At 55.0% G+C, this 16985-nt stretch carries 16 protein-coding genes; 9 read left to right on the forward strand and 7 right to left on the reverse strand.

Features of this window, described 5'->3' with window-relative positions; translation table 11 throughout:
- Window positions 1–7: 7 nt before the first annotated feature.
- Window positions 8–784, reverse strand: coding sequence for a glycerophosphodiester phosphodiesterase (locus tag F1728_RS13410; RefSeq protein WP_194242807.1), 777 nt, complete (start codon window positions 782–784; stop codon window positions 8–10).
- Window positions 785–1158: 374 nt separating this feature from the next.
- Between F1728_RS13410 and thiS the strand changes: the two genes are divergently transcribed.
- The gene (thiS, locus tag F1728_RS13415) at window positions 1159–1359 is read left to right on the forward strand and encodes a sulfur carrier protein ThiS (protein WP_145045928.1); all 201 of its coding nucleotides are present in this window, start codon (window positions 1159–1161) and stop codon (window positions 1357–1359) included.
- A 5-nt stretch (window positions 1360–1364) separates the two neighbouring features.
- Window positions 1365–2198 carry a thiazole synthase gene (locus F1728_RS13420; protein WP_145035564.1) on the forward strand — a complete coding sequence of 278 codons (834 nt, stop codon included), beginning with the start codon at window positions 1365–1367 and terminating at the stop codon, window positions 2196–2198.
- Here F1728_RS13420 and F1728_RS13425 read toward each other — a convergent pair.
- Entirely contained in the window at window positions 2179–2919 is a 741-nt protein-coding gene (locus tag F1728_RS13425) for a hypothetical protein (protein WP_155364531.1), read from the reverse strand. The genes F1728_RS13420 and F1728_RS13425 overlap by 20 nt on opposite strands.
- Window positions 2920–3072: 153 nt before the next feature.
- Complete coding sequence (locus F1728_RS13430) at window positions 3073–3696, reverse strand: ClpP family protease (RefSeq protein ID WP_155364532.1); 624 nt, start codon at window positions 3694–3696, stop codon at window positions 3073–3075.
- Window positions 3697–3922: 226 nt separating this feature from the next.
- Here F1728_RS13430 and F1728_RS13435 point away from each other — a divergent pair, with 226 nt between their 5' ends.
- The 3 genes from F1728_RS13435 (at window position 3923) to F1728_RS13445 (ending at window position 8543) form a co-directional block, all read left to right on the forward strand.
- Window positions 3923–5053 (forward strand): DUF6807 domain-containing protein, encoded by a 1131-nt coding sequence (locus F1728_RS13435; protein ID WP_155364533.1) that lies wholly within the window; start codon window positions 3923–3925, stop codon window positions 5051–5053.
- A 334-nt stretch (window positions 5054–5387) separates the two neighbouring features.
- Window positions 5388–7151, forward strand: coding sequence for an aspartate--tRNA ligase (gene aspS, locus F1728_RS13440; RefSeq protein ID WP_155364534.1), 1764 nt, complete (start codon window positions 5388–5390; stop codon window positions 7149–7151).
- 45 nt (window positions 7152–7196) lie between these two features.
- Entirely contained in the window at window positions 7197–8543 is a 1347-nt protein-coding gene (locus F1728_RS13445) for an outer membrane protein assembly factor BamB family protein (protein ID WP_155364535.1), read from the forward strand.
- Window positions 8544–8587: 44 nt separating this feature from the next.
- Here the strand turns inward: F1728_RS13445 and F1728_RS13450 are convergent, their stop codons facing one another.
- On the reverse strand, window positions 8588–9160 hold the full coding sequence (locus F1728_RS13450; RefSeq protein WP_155364536.1) for a protoglobin family protein: 573 nt from the start codon (window positions 9158–9160) through the stop codon (window positions 8588–8590).
- 136 nt (window positions 9161–9296) lie between these two features.
- On the opposite strand from F1728_RS13450, the gene F1728_RS13455 reads away from it, so the two are divergent.
- Entirely contained in the window at window positions 9297–9770 is a 474-nt protein-coding gene (locus F1728_RS13455; protein WP_145438243.1) for an RrF2 family transcriptional regulator, read from the forward strand.
- A gap of 1 nt (window position 9771) precedes the next feature.
- Here F1728_RS13455 and F1728_RS13460 read toward each other — a convergent pair whose 3' ends face one another.
- The 3 genes from F1728_RS13460 to F1728_RS13470 all read right to left on the reverse strand — a co-directional run bounded on the left by F1728_RS13460 (window position 9772) and on the right by F1728_RS13470 (window position 12273).
- Complete coding sequence (locus F1728_RS13460; protein WP_155364537.1) at window positions 9772–10740, reverse strand: hypothetical protein; 969 nt, start codon at window positions 10738–10740, stop codon at window positions 9772–9774.
- Window positions 10741–10846: 106 nt separating this feature from the next.
- Window positions 10847–11407: a DUF3592 domain-containing protein gene (locus tag F1728_RS13465; protein ID WP_155364538.1), complete on the reverse strand. Its 561-nt coding sequence runs from the start codon at window positions 11405–11407 to the stop codon at window positions 10847–10849.
- 71 nt (window positions 11408–11478) lie between these two features.
- Complete coding sequence (locus F1728_RS13470) at window positions 11479–12273, reverse strand: TIGR00266 family protein (RefSeq protein WP_187782129.1); 795 nt, start codon at window positions 12271–12273, stop codon at window positions 11479–11481.
- Window positions 12274–12541: 268 nt separating this feature from the next.
- Between F1728_RS13470 and F1728_RS13475 the strand changes: the two genes are divergently transcribed.
- From F1728_RS13475 to F1728_RS13485, 3 genes are all read left to right on the forward strand, one after another.
- The gene (locus F1728_RS13475; RefSeq protein ID WP_155364539.1) at window positions 12542–12853 is read left to right on the forward strand and encodes a hypothetical protein; all 312 of its coding nucleotides are present in this window, start codon (window positions 12542–12544) and stop codon (window positions 12851–12853) included.
- Window positions 12850–13446 (forward strand): FliM/FliN family flagellar motor switch protein, encoded by a 597-nt coding sequence (locus F1728_RS13480; protein ID WP_194242808.1) that lies wholly within the window; start codon window positions 12850–12852, stop codon window positions 13444–13446. Before F1728_RS13475 ends, F1728_RS13480 begins: the two co-directional genes overlap by 4 nt.
- 506 nt (window positions 13447–13952) lie before the next feature.
- Window positions 13953–16916: a serine/threonine-protein kinase gene (locus tag F1728_RS13485; RefSeq protein WP_155364541.1), complete on the forward strand. Its 2964-nt coding sequence runs from the start codon at window positions 13953–13955 to the stop codon at window positions 16914–16916.
- Window positions 16917–16985 lie beyond the last annotated feature (69 nt).

Below are 16985 nucleotides of genomic sequence, written 5' to 3' on the forward strand. Positions count from 1 at the left end.
ACAGGCGTTATTCTGCCTGTTTGAGTGTTTCCATCATCAGGCCGGGGCGATCGGTGGTGATACCGGTAATCCCCATCTCTACCAGCTTTTTCGCATCTTTGACGTCGTTGATCGTCCAGACGAAGACAGGCAGGCCGGCCGCTTCCGATTTCTGAATAAAATCGGCGGTGAGGAACCCGTTATAGCCGACATCCAGGCCATCCAGGTTCGCTTCTTTGGCTTTGCGGATGTAATAGTCTGCGTTGTGTTCCCAGCGACGGGTGACCTTGTTCTGTTTGACTTTGAAGACCCAATAGGCTTTGAGCTCGGGCATTAATTGCTTGGCCTTACGCATCGTGTCGTAATCGAAACCAATCAGTGCCGTCTGGTCAGCTGCTTTGCCCGACGCTTGCAGATCGGCCTTGAGCTGCGGCAGAACTTCGGGGCCGCATTTGATTTCGATGAACAGCCGCTTGCCTGCGGGGATCGTTTTCAGGATCTGCGGGAGGGTCGGAATCCGCTCGTTGTGGTATTGAGCATTCTTCCAGGCACCGACGTCCAGGGTCTGGAGTTCTGCCAGCGTCTGTTCTGCCACATCCTTATTGCGTCCGCCGATCCGCTTGGTGGTCTTGTCGTGGAAGGCGACGATCTTACCATCGCTGGTGAGATAGATGTCGATTTCGACGGCATCCGCGTTGCGTTCCCAGGCCAGGTTCACAGAGGAGAGTGTGTTCTCCGGGGCATCAAATGAGGCACCACGGTGTCCCACAATTTCGACGGCTGAGAGGGGATTTGCGGCTGACACGAGAGTTAATCCTGCACAGAAAACGAGAAAACACACGGAACGCATCGACGACATCTGATCTGATCTCCACGAAAATAAGCAAACAGCGGTAAGGGGTTTTGATCCATCGTCAGTTATATAGAAGCATATTAACGACTTGTAAAGAAACGATGAAAACCGGAAAGTGACCGCGGGAGGCCGCCGTGGTAGCTTCTGTTCAGAAGCGAATCCCGCTGCTAAGCGAAATAACGGCTGACAGATTCGGGCCATTCCTTGACGACTGGCAGTATCACTTCTAAACTCGCTTTTTGCAAACAATCTTTGAGAAAGATCAGATTTCCCGCGATCTCTCGTTTGCTTCGTCTGATATGAAATTCTTCCAGGGAGCTGCACAGGTGCAAATTCAGGTCAACGGTGAACCCCGTGAGGTTCCCGATGCTTTTACAGTGGCTGAACTGCTGGCCCAGCTCGAACTGCAGCCCCGCTATCTGGCTGTTGAACGAAACCTGATCCTGATTCCCCGTGAAGAACATGCCAACTGTCAGCTGGAGGCCGGGGATCGTCTGGAAATCGTAACGCTGGTAGGCGGTGGATAACTATTATGGCAACAATTGGCGATACCGAATCGGCCCTGGTACTGGGCACACATCATCTGAACTCCCGACTGATCGTCGGCACGGGTAAATACACCACGTACGAACTGATGCAGGAAAGCCTGGAAATCAGCGGTTCGGAAGTGATTACCGTCGCCGTGCGTCGTGAGCGATTGATCGACGCCGACGGCCGGAATATTCTAGACTTCATCGACCTCGACAAATACACGATCCTGCCGAACACCGCCGGCTGCTTCTCTGCAGACGATGCCGTACGTGTCGCGCGGATGGGACGCGAAATTCTGCGGGGCCTCGAAAATCCGGGAGCCGACTGGGTCAAAATTGAAGTTCTGGGTGATACGAAAACCCTGCTCCCCGACCCGGTCGCCACACTCGAAGCGACGAAACAACTGGTCGACGAAGGCTTTTCGGTGCTCTGCTATTCCACCGACGATCCGATCACCGCGAAGCGTCTGAAGGACGCGGGGGCAACCTCGGTCATGCCGGCGGGCAGCCCGATCGGCAGTGGTCAGGGAATTCTGAACCCGAACAATATCCGCATCTGTCTGGAGTACCTCAAAGAGGACGACCCGGACTATCCGGTGATTGTCGATGCGGGCGTAGGAACCGCCAGCGATGTGACGATCGCCATGGAACTGGGTTGCGACGGCGTATTACTCAATACGGGTATCGCCGGCGCGCAGGACCCCGTCCGCATGGCCCGGGCCATGAAAAACGCAATTGAAGCCGGCCGCGACGCTTACCTGGCGGGACGCATTCCCCGCAAGCTCTACGCCACGGCCTCCAGTCCCGAAACCGGGATTATTGCGCCAAAGGCTTAATTTCCCTGGTCGATTGATTCTTCCCGACCGGTTTGATTTTGCGGTCCTGCTTGCGGGACTGCTCTTTCTGCCAGGGGGGCTGACGTTCGGCTGAGATCACGACCTTGATCTGATTCAAACCGGCGATTCCACCCGTCTGGCCTGAGGTGCGGACGACTTTCCAGCTGGAAGTCGCATCCATCACGCCCCCTTCACCCAGTGCGCGATTGAGTTTTGCCAGCGCGGTTGAGAGGGCTTCTTCAAACGAGCCTTTCGAAGAGACGCCGGTAAACGTTCTGCGAATCGGCTCCATTTCGTGCCCCTGGTCAAAGTGGATGACTTTGACACCCTGGTTCTTACCGTGCACGCGAACTCCTTTGACCCAGGCGGGCAGATCGGTCCAGACATCCGAGGCTTTGACTTCCGAGATGACTGTAATCGCGATGCCGGTCGGTGGTTTGGCCTTGAGATAATAATCCTGAATGCCGTCTTCGGGAGGTTTGGCATAGACGGCTCGATCGAGATGCACGTCGGTGTAACCGCCTGTAGGAACCTCACCCACCACATCCAGGATCAGCGTGGGCGGTTTGGATTTCTGCAGCTGGTGTGAGACACTCAGAATTTTCTCGACGGTAATGGCTTCAGACTTCGATTTTTTCTTGTCTGCCTGTACCAGCGAAGTGCTGGCCCAGACGCAGGCGACTGCCAGCAGAACGATTTTCAGTTGCTTCGTAGACTTCATCGGACTCCCTCCAGGTTAGAAATGGTCAAGGGAACAATCAGAGCGACTGAATTCCCTGCGACCCGCAGTCTGTTTGACGCAGGTCACGCCGCTCCTGTTCCCAGAGATCGAACAATCTCCCTTCAGCCCTGCTGTCTGCCTGCTACAGATTCGCTATCTTGCCTCGATGACCTTCCACTGGTCTTCGGTGGAAAAAGGATCGATGAGTTGTGCCAACCCTGCATCGGCCAGTTCCTGTCCGGAGACGAAGCGTCCGGGGCGCGTCCAGCGATCGAGAACGCTCTGTCGGCAACCAAACAGCTGTGCCTGGAGACGATCGAAATCGGTTTCCAGTACTTTAAAATGTCGTGCCCACTCTGCGGCTTCTTCGAGGCGAACCTCGTCTTCGCTCTGCCAGCGAATCGGATGAAACAGCAGCGTGGTGTATATGGTAACGAAGCGATGCTTACAGGCGGCAAACGGCAGGATGGCAGCGGAAGAGCATTCACCCAAAGCCACGCCAGCCACGTTAAGCTGCCTCAATCGGATCAGGCTGGCCAGTGTCAGACCGGCATAGACTGAACCACCGGGGGAGTCGAAATAAATTGTGCCCCGACTGCCACGCGGGACGTCAACCAGTCTGGCCACCAGATCGGATTCCTTGTCTCCCAGATCTCCCGAGAGTGAAATTTCCCAGTCCGGCTCTTTATCCTGAGGCACAAAACTGCGCAGTGAACGTGCTTTCTCGGGATAGGATTTCAGATTGGATTCTGTACTTGTCCGTCTTCGTTTCGTCATTGTTTCTAAAAAGTCTTCAAGCTGAGAGCCCACAAATTCAACATGTCGCAAGTTATCTAGAATAACAGATTAAAAGTGTGATTCGCAAACTGTGTTTCCCCTCAGTTCGAGAAAAAACCGCTGAAATTGCCCCTGCGACTTGGCGCAGTCACACCGTTGAGGACACAATAACTGACAGTAATTAACAAACCGTTCAGGAATGACTGTTTTTTGAGGAAATTTCGCTGTGAAAACCGTGTTAAGCATACTCTGTCTGTTTGTCGGCCTCTCGACCGCTGTGGGTGCCGCAGAAGGTACCGTCGACATCAAGAAAAATGGAAGCAAGTTCAGTGTGACCATCGATGGGAAACCGTTTGCGACCTATAACACCAGTGCTGACCTGCCTAAGCCCTTCTTCTCACCGGTCCGCGCTGCTGACGGCACCGTGATTACCCGTTCGCTCGTCGATCCCGAAGATCACCCGCACCACAAAGGGGTCTGGGTGGCCGTCGATGAAGTCAACACCGTCGACTTCTGGGCCGAGAAAGGCAAAATCAAAAACACCGGCGTGAAAATCGTCAAAGCCTCAGGTAATCCGGCTGTGATGAAAGTCACCAACGAATGGCTCGGTGAAGATAACAAGCCGATCATTACCGAAAATACCCTGATCTCGATCTACGCTAATCGTCTGATGACATACAACATCACCTTTACCGCAGGTGCAAAACCAGTTGTCTTTGAAGACACCAAAGAAGGCCTGTTCGGAATTCGTCTGCCCAACGGCATGCGGGAAAAAGAAGATGGTTCGGTCGTCAACAGCAAAGGCGTCAAAGGGACCAAAGACACCTGGGGTAAGCCCACCGAATGGATCGATTACTACGGTCCGCTGAACGGAAAAGTTTACGGCGTTACCCTGATGGATTCTCCTCAGAACTACAAGCAGTCCCGTTACCACGTACGTAACTACGGTCTGTTTACCATCAGCCCGTTCGGCGATCACGCTTATACCAACAAGAAACAGCCCGCCGACCACAAGCACCTCAAAGCGGGTGAAAAGATGAACCTGAAATACGGTCTCTACATTCACTCCGGAGATACCAGGCAGGGTCACGTGGCTGACGCTTATCAGCAGTTTCTGGACGTCACTAAAAAAAAAGCGACTAAGAAAAAAGTGACACAGCAGAAACCGGCTGCGAAACCCGCCAAGAAAGTCGCCGCCGCGCCTCAAAAGCCGGCAGCACCTGCCAAGACTGCTGAACCCCAGATGAAACCGGTTCCGGAAACGGAAGCAGTTCCTGCAAATAACTGTGAATGTCAACCCGCTCAGCAGCCGCAACCACGTCGCGGTCTGTTCGGTCGTCTGCGATTTCGCCGATAACTGCACATAACATCACCCGCCGGAGCTTTTTCCCTGTAATCGAGTCTGAATAATCGGACAATCCGGAAAAAGATACCGGCGGGGTAAGGTGTATCAGCCTGCTGTTCATTGCGGGCGGTGGTCTGCTCTAATAAGATCAGCGTCATTGATTTCAGCCCGGCGCACCAGTTGCGCGAACCCGGCCCACCCAGCGTGGATCAGAACCGGGAACGTGCATCAGACTGCCGGCCGGAACTGACTTTGTCAGCCAGTTCCCGATATATATCCGGAGCCTGCTGCTCCCCGACACAACTTTTTTTGAGAACGAACGTTTTCTAACCAAGGACTTAGTACGGTGTTACGAACACATACCTGTGGCGAACTGAGAACAGACCATGTTGGACAGACTGTGACTCTGGCGGGTTGGGTCATCCGTGGTCGCGATCATGGGGGCCTGGCCTTCATCGACCTCCGCGACCGCTACGGGGTCACCCAGATTGTGTTCAATCCGGATCGTGATGCCGAGATGCACGAGCTGGCGCGTACCCTGCGTGCCGAGGATGTGATCCAGGTCAGCGGTGAAGTCGTGCTGCGGGACGACCGCGAAAACGAGAAGCTGGCGACCGGGAAGATCGAAGTCCGGGCGCATGAACTCAAAGTACTCAACAAAAGTAAAACACCGCCATTCGAACCGGGTACGTCCGAACTGCCCAACGAAGAGTTGCGGCTCACCTACCGCTTCCTCGATCTGCGGAGCGAACGTCTGCAGCACGCGATGCTGGTACGTCATCGCCTGATGAAACTGACCCGCGACTATTTTGACAACCTGCAGTTCCTGGAAATCGAAACCCCCATCCTGGGACGCAGCACACCGGAAGGAGCCCGCGATTACCTGGTGCCCAGCCGCGTACACGAAGGTGCGTTCTACGCCCTGCCTCAGTCACCACAGATCTACAAACAGATCCTGATGATCTCAGGCTACGACCGCTACTTCCAGATCGCCCGCTGCTTCCGTGACGAAGACCTGCGTGCCGACCGTCAGCCGGAGTTCACCCAGATCGATATCGAGATGGCGTTCGTCGAACAGGAAGACATCCTGACGCTGATCGACGGACTGATGGCGACCTTCCTGAAAGAGCTGCGGGGCGAAGAAATGGCCCTGCCTCTGCCACGGTATGACTATGCCCACGTGATGGAAAAATACGGCTCGGACAAACCGGACCTCCGCTTCGGCCTGGAACTGGTCGACATCGGAGAGATCGCAAGCAACTGTGACTTCGCCGTATTCAAAAAGACCATGGAATCAGGCGGTCGCGTACGTGGCCTGAACGCCAAAGGTGCCGCCGACAACTACAGCCGCAAAGACATCGACGGTCTGACCGAGTATGTGGGCGAATACGGAGCCAAAGGCCTGGCGTTCTTCAAAGTGACTGACGAAGGTCTGCACTCCCCGATCGCCAAGTTCTTCTCGGATGAAGACAAACAGAAGATCATGGACGCCATGGGAGCCGAAGTCGGCGACCTGCTGTTCTTCGTCGCCGACCAGTGTTCGGTTACCTCCGCTGCCCTCGCGGCACTTCGCAACCGCCTGGGTAAAGAACTCAAGCTGTACGATCCGAGTGACTTCAAATGCTGCTGGGTCGTCAACTTCCCGCTGCTCAACTACAACGAAGACGAACAGCGGTGGGACGCCGAGCATCACCCGTTCTGTCAGCCTGTTGATGAAGACGTGCAGTACTTTGAAAGTGATCCTGCCAAGGTGCGTGCCCAGTCGTACGACCTGGTCATCAACGGATACGAAGCAGCCAGCGGTAGCGTCCGTGTGCACGATCAGAAAGTCCAGCAGACCGTCTTCGACCTGCTGGGGATCTCAGCTGACGAAGCGGAAGAACGTTTCGGCTTCCTGCTGCAGGCACTGCGTTACGGGGCACCACCGCACGCCGGGGCTGCTTTAGGCCTGGACCGACTGGTGATGCTGCTCTGCGGTAACGACAACATCCGCGACGTCATCGCGTTCCCCAAGACCCAGAAAGCGGCCGACCTGCTCAGCGGTGCACCTTCGGAAGTGGATCCGCACCAGCTGCGTGATCTGCGGATCAAAGTTGACATTCCCCAATAAGTCGATCCCGTGCATAATGGGGTGACTCGCATCAAGGAGAAACCCATGAAGTCAGTCACCCCGTTTCTGTTCTGTCTGGCAGGCCTGAGCCTGTGGGCGTGCAGTGAAGCGACATCCGAATCGATGACGCAGCGCGCAGACGCGGCGCAGAACTCCTCGGCAGAAACACTTCCCGAGGTGATCACGGAGATTTCGTTTAAGGACGCCCAGACCAAGGCGACTCCCCAGGTTGGTTTCTGGCCTCACTGGCTGGGCCCCAACTATGACGGCATCTCCCCAGAGACCAACTGGCGCGCCGACTGGTCCAAAGAGCCGCCGAACGTGTCCTGGCGAAAAAATGTGGGTATCGGCTACAGCTCAATTTCCGCAGCGAATGGCCGCATCTACACGATGGGGCACAAAGAGGGCAACGAAACCGTTTACTGCCTGAATGCCGACACGGGCGAAATCATCTGGCAGCAATCGTATCCCGCGGAACTGATCGACAACCTGAATGCAGGCGGTCCGGGTGCGACCCCCACCATCGATGGCGCGTTCCTGTATACCAACAGCCGCGACGGACGACTGATCTGCTTTGAAATTGAAACCGGTAAGAAAGTCTGGGAGAAAATCCTGCCGAAAGTGTATGACATGGAGATCCCCGAGTGGGGCTTTACCTGTTCGCCGCTGATCCGTGGAGATCGCCTGTATGTCGAAGCAGGACGTCTGGTCGCGCTGGAGAAACAGACGGGTAAGGAAATCTGGAAATCGAAAGCCTACATGCCGGGCTATGGCACGCCGGCCGCGTTTGAGAATGCAGGCACCCGTTACCTGGCAATTCTGAATAACGATTGCCTGTCAATCGCCCGTGAAGAGGACGGTAAAGAAGTCGCTTCGTTTGCCTGGCCTTCTCCCTTCGATACGAATTCCACCACCCCCATCATCGATGGCAAGACCATCTTTATCTCTTCCGGTTATGGCAAAGGCTGTGCGCTGCTTGACTTCGAAAATGAAACGCTGAAGTCGCGGTACACGAATCGGGATCTGAAGAACCATTTCAACAACAGTGTGCTCTACCAGGGACACTTATACGGCATGGACGGCAACTCGAACCTGGGACGCATCGTACGCCTGACCTGCATGGATCATCAGACCGGGAAAGTTAAATGGCGGGAGGCGGGCTTCGGCTGCGGTTCCCTGCTGATCGCCGCTGGCAAGCTGATTATCCTCTCGGATAAAGGGATGCTGGTGACCGCGGAAGCCACCCCCGAAGCGTTTAAGGAAATCTCCCGCTTCAAGGTGCTCGACCATCAATGCTGGACGGTCCCCGTGCTGAGTGACGGCCGACTCTATTGCCGGGACTCAGCCGGAAACCTGGCCTGTGTGGACCTGCGGAATAAGCCCACCCGCTAGATCTTTCGCGAGATGGGTGTCCTTCCGCGATATCACTACCTTCCCTACGCCTGGTAATGGCGGGTGATCAGATCGTTCTGTACCCAGAGCAGCTTATTGAACGCGACCAGGGTTTTGACTTCGGTTTCACGATCCAGATTCAGACCGAGAATCGTGCTGATCAGCGCGGTTGAGACGAATCCCATCAGTGCGTTCATCTGCACCAAAGGCACATCCAGATCTTTGCTGCCAGCCTTGGGAGTGTGGATTTTGCCGACCATGTCCAGGTATTCCACCATTTTTGCGTCGTAAGGCCGGGTGACCAGCGATTCCAGGTAGCGGGCCAGATGCTGTTTGCGAAACTGGATCATTTCGTGGTCCAGGGTCAGGGTTTCGAGGCTTTCGGGAATTTCCCCCTCATACCCGGATTGGCGTGGCACGAAATGTCGTTTTGTGCAATCATATGTGAAGAGTTGATCATATACGGCATCAACCAGGGCCGGTACCAGAGGTGCCAGAATGCCCGCCGCACCATGAACTGCCCCCAGATCGTCTTCCGTAATCCCAATGAATTCCTCGAGATACTGGAACCGGTAAGACAGATCAACTTCCAGTTTTTCTTCATCAATGTGTTTCATGCAGGTTTCCTCTGTGAAGAGACGCCTATAATAAACTGACAAGAACTCTGAATATTATCAGAATTTGATTGAAACTGAGTCTATCAGACCCGATAATAGACATCAATGTCCAATTATCAGCTATAAGGACTTTCCTATGTTTTCGCAGACTGTTGAATATGCACTTCGAGCAATTGTTCACCTGGCGGATCAGGCTCCGAACCCCTGCACCACCGAGCAAATCGCCAAGGCAACCAAGGTTCCCCAGGCGTATCTTTCGAAAGTGCTGCAAAGCTTAAGGCAGTCCAGTGTCGTGCATTCTCAGCGTGGCATCGGGGGTGGCATTTCGCTGGTAAAGCGCCCCGATGAACTCAGCCTGCTGGAAGTCGTGAACGCCGTGGATCCGATCTGCCGCATTACCACCTGCCCGCTGGGGCTGAAAGGCCACGGTGCGAATTTATGCCCGCTGCACCGCAAACTGGATGACGCCATGAAGGAAACGGAAACGGCTTTCGGCGATACCACACTGGCCGATATTCTGAATTCCTCGACCAGCAGTTATCCGCTCTGCAATGAACCGGTTGAGCGTCTGACTCAACTGGGCGGCCCCACCATCGTGCCTTCCAACTGATTCACGGTCCTCCGACCTGTTGAATCTCTCCCTGATCTGAACTCCCCTCCGCTGCGGCGGAGGAGGCCGGTTCTTCCCAGTGTACCTGCTGAATCTCTGACGTGACTCGCTTGCGCGCCAGTGCTTCCTGCTGGACTTCGCGCGCCTTCCAGCGTCCGACCAGATGCCCGGGAATCACAGCACCGGCTTTAATGATCAGATCACTATAGGGCATAAAGGGAGTCGCAGCCCCGGCGATGTAAGTCGCATACGCCGGGTAGAGGACTTCGTAGGCATCCGCTTCTCCGGAGTAGTTCTGTTCCGCTTCCAGGTAACTCAAGGCATCGCTGGTGGCGATCGCTTCGGGCCAGAGTGAGACGCCGGGGATGGCCGTCACCACAGCGTAAGTACCCTTCCATTTACGGGTACCAAAATCTTTGGAGTGTCCCCCTTCATGCAGGGCGACGGCGGGGTGATCCGAATAGAGGCTGATCGTGTTCGTGAAAGGGTTGTAATTATCACCGCCGATGATGCGACCGGGCAGGAGAGTGTAAGACAGCGCGGTTAAGGTTCCTGCAGTATACCGCCAGCCCCAGCCGACAGCCTTGTTTCTGCGGAGCCGCCTCCATTCGCCAAGCGGATCGTATTCATTGAGGCGTACCTTGACCTGATCGAGGCCGTTTTTCTCCAGGTAGTCCGCGATGGCCGCTTCCGTTTCGGGGGAGATCTTGTGATTATCGATCCGGCGATCCCAGAGCAGAACTTTCCCGGGGATGCCGACGACCCAGCCGATGCCATCAATCACGGGCCGTGGTTTGCCGCGGACAATCTGGGGCTCTTCCTCAGCGAAATCCAGTTCCGGGCTTGTGATCAGCGGCGGCTGGTAGACATAGGGAGTCGTTGCGCAGCCGGTAGCACAGGTCAGCAGCAGGCTGGCCAGAAATCCCCAAAACCGGGGGCGCAGGTTCAGCGGAGAATCAGAGAACGACATGTTCAGGATCTGCCTGGGAGAATGAAAGGGAGAGAGGAGGACGCGATATATCTCAGTCCCCGCATTCAAGCAAGACCAGATTTCCACCTGCCGCCTGAATTGCCCGTTAACCGGCAGACTCTGCCGATGTCTGCATATTTGCCCCGCCTCGAAACAGGCGTATCAGGGAACGGAACAGAATGCTGCTGGCCATCAGGATTCCCAGGCCGAGGAACAGCCAGCCAAACAGGTAAAAGAAATACGTGGTTTTGAAAACCCCGGGTTCCAGCACCGCGATCGCATGATCCGCGGGGTCGTAATAGACGGTTATGTTTTGCTTGACCGGATACTTGCGGATCGTCTCTTCCGACATGGAGCGGTCGGACGTCGAGACATCGTTCCCGAACCAGACGGTCTCCCCTTCAAAGTCTTTACCTTCCACCTGGTAGCGATAGACGACGTGGGGAGAGTAAGTCGACGAACTGGAGTTGCTGCTACGATGTGACTCGACCCGCGATTCCAGAACGACCCCTTCCACGGTCGGCCAGGTTTTGCTGGCTTTGGCGCGATCCAGCAGCGGAAGGCCCTTCTCGTAAGCTAAAATGTAACCCACGAAGATAAAAAGAAATCCGAGGAACATCACCAGCTTGCGGCCGACATTGGTCATTCGGTTATGCCTGCGATTCATGCCACCTTTCCTTTCCCCTGATTCCGTGTTTCAGTCTGCCGTGAAAGTTCCAAACGTCTGTAAAGACAGGCTCAGCTGTCACCAAACATATCACCCAGGCCTCCCAGGACAGAGCCCTCCCCGCGGGATGAACCGCCGGCGGAAGGCGCATGTGCGAGCACTCGATCTGCCAGCCGTGAGAAAGGCAGACTCTGCAGCAGCACGGTACCATGTCCCGAAAGTGTCGCCAGAAACAGGCCTTCGCCGCCGAGTACCATTGATTTCAGGTTCCCTGCTTTCTCGATGCTGTAATCGATGTCCCCCGTGAAGGCGACGATGCAACCCGTATCCACGCGGAGCGTCTCCCCCTGGAGTTTCTTTTTGATGACCGTTCCACCAGCGTGCACAAACGCCATCCCGTCACCGCTGAGTCGCTGCAGAATAAAACCTTCCCCGCCGAAAAAGCCGGAGCCCAGGCGTTTGTTAAACGCCATCGTGACTTCCGTACCCAGTGCCGCACACAGGAAGGAGTCTTTCTGACAGGTAATCGTGCCGCCGATCTTACTCATATCAATGGCGATGATCTTCCCGGGATACGGGGCGGCGAATGCGACCCGTTTCTGTCCCCGACCATCATTGGTGAAATGAGTCATGAAGAGCGATTCACCGGAAAGCATCCGTTTGCCCGCTTTAAACAGTTTACCCAGAAACCCATCGTCTGGGCGTGAACCATCGCCCATTCGGGCTTCAAAGCGAATCCCGTCTTCCATGTAATTCATGCTGCCCGCCTCGGCGACCACCGATTCCCCCGGATCGAGGATGATTTCCACAATCTGCAGGTCGGAACCAAAAATCTCGTAGTCAACTTCGTGGCATTGCATGCTGATATCCTTAAATAGTGCCAGCGTCTGGCATTATTGATGTTGAAGGGCAGGTTCAGGAACGTTGAGCGGGGCTGCGCAGATCAAATAATCTGTTCTCCGGGGCTCAAAAGGTGTCAATCTTTTCCGAATGAGCGAGGTTTGCCGATTTTGAGTGAAGAACTGAATTTTAAGTAGTCGATTGTATGATCTAAGGAATCCTGATTCCTGAAAATCATCAACGTGTCTGAGTTGATGAACAAGTTATCAATTTAAAGGACTTTGTAAAGCAGAAATGTCGGGCTTCAGCCAGGAGAATGTCGAAGCCATCTTCGCCCAGGCGGGTGAAAGCATGGCCGCGATTTCCGATTCTCTCAATCAGTGTTTCGATACCAGCTATCGAATCGAGCTGGGTGAGTCGGGCATGTGGTCTCCCGAAGAGCTGGACGACACATTTCGCGGTCCGGGCCTGGCTGTCTTGTTTCGCATCGGCGACGAGGCAATGCTGGGCCTGATCCCGGAAGGACTGCCTTTACCAGACTGGTACACGTCCCGGGAGAGTCGCAGTCTTCACGATTGCAGACGCTGTCGATGGAATGGTCCATGAACCTGATCCCGCTGGATGCAGGTGAAGCTGAAGAGTTTAGAGCTTACGCGGTTGAGAGTTTATTAAATGAAGTCATGCAGGGTGCTCCCGCCGATTGGGCAGCATTACTGCGCTTGAATGTGTTTCCGGGTGAATCGGAAACCGAAGCAGAAGAGAGTGACGGCCAGAGCCCGAGTGCTGTGATCCCTGTAATTTGGCCCCTGACGAACGTGCCAGTTGCAGAAACCGCATCCGCGGAACCCGATCCGGCGCCTGAACCGGCCGCCACTCAGTCTGCTGAGAAATCCGCGTCCTCGGCTGCTCCCGCGGCAGCGATGTCCAGTGGTCATAACCCGTTAAACCGCATCACCAAATTGCCCGTGCAGGCGATCGTGAAACTGGCATCCAAAAAAATCGAGATGAACCAGCTGCTCTCTATCTGCCCGGGCTCGCTGATCACCTTCGACAAAGCTTGCGAAGATCCCCTGGAAATGTATATCAACAACCAGGTCTACTGCCTGGGTGAAGCGGTCAAAATTGGGGAAAACTTCGGCCTCAAGATCGACAAGGTTGGCTTTCAAAAGGAATACAAAACGAAGATTATTGAATTCTGATCGCGGTATCAGACGGGCCAGCCAACTTCGCCGTTATCGGCGTCTGCTTTGAGAGTCTTCGCATTGTTCAGCGGGAGAACGTCTCAACACTGCAAGTTCTGCTGCTCCCCGTCTGCTGCGGGAACTGAGACCGCCCCCTGAGAATTTGGTTGAAAAATCGCCGAAATCTGATTTTTCTCAGAACGAATTGAGCCTCAAACACGTAAGATAGAAGCAGCTCTTATTTTTTATTCATTTCCTAACTAATACCAGTCTGAGTCTGATACGAGCTGAATCGAGTCCGAATACGACTTAAAGCGCTTAACCACATATCTTGAAACAGGTTAAGTTTATTTTGCATGAACAGACGCAATTTGTGATTGAGCAGGTGCCGTCAGAGGCGCTCTGAGCAGGCATTCTTTTCCAACAATCATTGTGAATTTGGATAACGCAGTTGCCTGGTCGGCAAAGCCTTCGATATCATCTCAAACGTTGAATTTAAGCTATTTTTAAGTGAACCTTAGATCATGAGTTCCGACTCTCAATCAGAACGATCCATGACGAGCCAGGAATCGCTGCCCGAGTTCTTCGCGCGACCGGTTCCTGAGGGGGACGGTCCGGAGACCATCATCAGTCCACTGGAACCGATCCCGGCTCCCGATGCGAATCGTCCGCAATCAGGTTCACAGGCCAACATGGCCCGCTCTTCCATCTGGAACCGCCTGTTTCCTCCCACCACGGATGATCCCGAAGTGGAAGTCGAAACAACCAGTCCGTCCGGCATGGAGCTGGAGCATTTTGTCATTCGTGAGCGCATCGGCAGGGGAGGCATGGGGGCTGTATTCCGCGCGATCGATACCCGCCTGGATCGCGTGGTGGCACTCAAGGTGCTCAGCCCCGGTCAGTCCAGGGATGCAGGTTCGGTTAAACGTTTTCAAAACGAAGCCAAAGCAGCGGCCCGGCTGGACCATGAAAATATTTCGCGCGTGTTTTACATCGGTGAAGATCAGGGTCTGAACTTCATCGCCTTCGAATACGTGAAGGGAACCAACGTCCGCGAGATCATTCAATCACGCGGAATCCTGCCGGCTGCGGAAGCGGTCAACTACGCCCTGCAGATCGCTTCAGCGCTGAAGCACATCAACAAGGCCGGCGTGGTCCACCGTGATATTAAACCATCCAACATCATCATTACGCCCGGCGGCCGCGCCAAACTGGTGGACCTCGGTCTGGCCCGTAAGGACAGCGACAACGCTTCCGCGGACCTCACCACCGCAGGCACCACGCTGGGAACCTTCGACTACATCTCGCCAGAGCAGGCCAAGGATCCCCGGAACGTGGATGTGCGGAGCGATATTTATTCGCTGGGCTGCACACTGTACCACATGCTGACCGGTGAACCTCCCTACGGCGAAGGGACCGTGTTGCAGAAGCTGCTCGATCACTCGGGCAAGAACGTTCCCGACCCGGCGACCATCAACAAACAGATTCCACGCGAACTCTCGCTCATCGTACAGAAGATGATGGCCAGTGATCCGGACGAACGGTTCCAGACTCCCGAAGAGTTGATGTATCACCTGATGCAGGTTGCCGGCCAGTTGGATCTCCGCGGCGTGAACCCCGAAGGTCTGGTCTGGACTTCCCCCACGAATTCGCGACTCAGCTTCCTGGAAAAACATGTCGGCTGGATCGCAACCGCGGCTGTGCTGTTGATCGTGGTGATCCTGCTCGACCGCTATCCATCACTCGATCCCGGTTCCGTGACGGTGACACAAAACCCGGCTCCCCAGACAGGCGACAAAGGCACGACGACAGACAACGGATCAGACGTGATCAGTCCCGAAGCCAGTCAACCTCTGCCCGAACCCGACACGCCGATGGTCGGCTCGCTGACTGAGAATTCGGCGGTCGCTTCGACGACATCAACCGACGCCGGCAAAGAGAAACAGCCGGCCGGCACCAGTTCGAACAACAAAAACAACAGTGCGGCTGACAACAGCAGCGAAACTCCACTGGCTCAGATGAATCTGGATGAACCCGGCGGTAAGGAACTGAGCGGCATTTTCGACATGCCCCTGCTCTCTTCTCCCGATTCCATCAAGGATCTGATCGAAACTGAAAAACCCGTGACGAACAAGGTCCTGCTGGAGAACAAGCCCGAGAATCAACTGGCCATGTCCAACACTCCGGAACCCAGGAAGACCATGATTCCGCTGGCGCCCGCCCCCGAGGTGAAACCCGAGACCGAACCGGATCCGTTCCCCCGGAAAGACGCGAATGAATTCCGGAAGATCGAGATTCCAGCTATCACGATCATCAATCCGGATGGAACCGCCGGCCAGGATTTCAAAACACTCGACGCCGCCTGTGCCGCTGCCGAAGATGGCAGCATCATCGAACTGGGATTCACGGGCGTCCGCAAAGAAGCCCCGATTCACATCAACAACAAACGGGTCCGCATCCGGGCTGCGAAAGACCGCAAGCCGGTTCTCCAGTTTGAATCTGTTGAAGAACCTGCAGAAGGTTATCAGACACACATGATTCACATCGCCAACGGTTCTTTAGAACTGTTTGATGTGAGCATTGTGGTCGACGTGAAAGATTTGAATACCGATTCCTGGGCCATCTTCTCGCTCAAAAATGCACACGACATTCGCCTGCATCAGGTGACGGTTACCTGTGCCAACAACACGAGTCAGCAGGTTGCCATCTTCGAAATGAATGAGCCCATCAACCAGGGCCTCGACGATGATTCCATGATGGGCAAACGCCCGGTCAAAGAATCGACGTTCATCGAAATCATCAACTCCGTACTCCGTTGCGACGGGCAGGCCTTCTCGGTTCGCGAGACAGCTCCCACCCGCCTGGAAATTACGAACTCGGCCCTGATGATTGGTCAGTCACTGATCGACCTGGTCGGCTGCAGCAACAAACCGATGGAAGGGGATCACCTGGAGCTGGTGCTGAATCACTCCACGTTTCTGCTGGGTCGCGGTCTGGCAGTGATGGACAGCGGCTCGATTCCCCGCGAACTGATTCCGCTCCATGTTTCTTCCCGCAATAATATCTTCTTCTCACGCAGCGATGCCCCATTCGTGCTGATGAAGGGGAACACCAACGAGAACGATTTCCGTCAGAAGCTGCTGACCTGGCGTGGTTCGAATAATTACTTTGACCGCTTCGAAACCTACTGGACGATTCAGTCTCAGCAGGGAACCACCGGCGCACTGTCACTCGATGCGCTGGACTGGAAAGACATCTGGGGACTCTCTTCCGATGTCAACAATCTGCAGATGCGAATCCCCTGGCTCGCCGATCGTGAGAAACTGATCAAGTCACCCTGTGCCGAGCTGCAGACCGCACAACTTCAGTTCACGCAACCCACTGATGGCAGCCCGACGATCACCGCCGTGGACCGGACCAATGCCGGTGCCGACCTGATTACTCTGCCGGAACTGCCGCGGAATACCAAAGTCCCGAAAATCGATTAAGCAGCCACTGTTCGAGGAGGTCTGCTGCAGAAAATCAGCTCTGGGAGAACTGGAGCATTCCGTATATGA

Origin of the sequence: Gimesia benthica (assembly GCF_009720525.1) — a bacterium.
GTDB classification, from domain to species: domain Bacteria; phylum Planctomycetota; class Planctomycetia; order Planctomycetales; family Planctomycetaceae; genus Gimesia; species Gimesia benthica.